This is a genomic window from Flavobacterium tegetincola DSM 22377, assembly GCF_000425485.1.
Taxonomy (GTDB): Bacteria; Bacteroidota; Bacteroidia; order Flavobacteriales; family Flavobacteriaceae; genus Flavobacterium; species Flavobacterium tegetincola.
The window spans coordinates 8419-9806 of the sequence record NZ_KE384391.1 but is presented as its reverse complement, the minus strand read 5'-3'; the positions used below and the strand labels follow the sequence as shown (position 1 = coordinate 9806).

The window sequence follows — 1388 nt, the reverse complement described above, 5'->3', positions numbered from 1 at the left end:
AGTAAGAATCAGTTTAAATACAACGGTCAGGAATATCAAGATGAGTTAGACTTGAATATTACGGCAATGGATTTCAGACAGTATGATAATGCTTTGGGGAGGTTTCATTGTATCGATCCTGTGGATCATTATAGCCAATCACCGTATAGTGGATTGGATAACAATCCTGTATTTTGGGCGGATCCTAGTGGTGCTGATGTAATTACTTTGCCTTCAGGTGCAGGATTTGAATTTACAGGCTCGGATGCAGGAGCATTTTTTAATTCATATATAGATATATTAAATGGTGCCGCAGAATCTAGTTTTACAACATCAAATCCAGTTTATGAACAGTTGAATGAAATGACAATCACGCGAAGTAGTTTTTATTCGAGTAGCGGTGGTGGTGGAAGCCAAAGTATGGGTCTTTTAGGTCGAATAATGTTTCATACATATGAAAATAGTGCTTTTTATAAGAATTGGCGGGCGGAGAGGAGTTCAAAAACGTGGGATAGTTTTCAAAGTGATTTGGAATGGTTTGGGGCAATCCCTATTATAGGAGAACCTGTTGATCTCTTTAACGCAGGAATTTCCGCAATTAGAGGAAATGGTAAAGATGCACTTTTGAATGTAGCATCGTCATTACCAGTTTTAGGTTGGGTCACAACAGGCTTAAAAGCTGTAAACAAAATACCTAATAAAGTTGCAAGTACAGTTTTTCGTGAAATTACAGGCATGGGAAGAGCTCTCGGTGAGGGCATTCCTAACTCGGTGTATAATTATACTAGTAAAGATGGAACTTTAATTTCAAAATATTTTTATAATGATGAAGGTAAAGTTTTTTATGAAATTAATTTGAGAGATTTTAACTCTTCATACGGTATACATGGTCACATAATGACCACACCAGGATCAATAGGTTCTGGACATACAGGAGATCATATAGAATTTATGTTAATCCCTCAAAATTATTGGTAATTTAAAATATTTAAAAATGGTTGAAGAATTAATTGGTAAATATAAAATATTTCACGATGCAACAATTGAAAAAATTTCGTATTCATGCAGTTTGAATGATGAATGTACTATGGTTTTAATCATGAATGCATTTAATCATGAAAATGATTTTAAATATGAAAAGATTGAGATTACGTTAATAGAGGTGTTATCATTTCGGTTAATTGAAGCCTTTCCATTGTCGGCATTGATAATTACATGCGCAATTTTTAAGGAAGAGGATAATAATGTTACAGTAGATTTTTTTCCTGACATTTATTCGGACAAATTGGTGGTTAATGAACTATCCGATTTTATTGTTAAATGCAAAGGTATTCGCTTTAAAAATTTTATTGATATGTAAAAGAATATTTACAATCATTTAAATTTGTCTACTTCAATTACATTTGTAA

2 protein-coding genes are annotated in these 1388 nt (G+C 32.9%); both read left to right on the top strand.

The annotated features are described in order from the left end of the window. Positions 1–957, top strand: a 957-nt coding sequence (locus H602_RS19190; protein ID WP_035760013.1) for an RHS repeat-associated core domain-containing protein, incomplete at its 5' end; no start/stop codon positions are given. A 16-nt stretch (positions 958–973) separates the two neighbouring features. Further along, positions 974–1339 (top strand): hypothetical protein, encoded by a 366-nt coding sequence (locus H602_RS0117820; RefSeq protein WP_026979238.1) that lies wholly within the window; start codon positions 974–976, stop codon positions 1337–1339. The last annotated feature ends 49 nt before the right edge of the window (positions 1340–1388 follow it).

Bases quoted from the DNA above. Each gene is read 5' to 3' on its own strand.
- H602_RS0117820 (WP_026979238.1), top strand. From the start codon at position 974: ATGGTTGAAGAATTAATTGGTAAATATAAAATATTTCACGATGCAACA.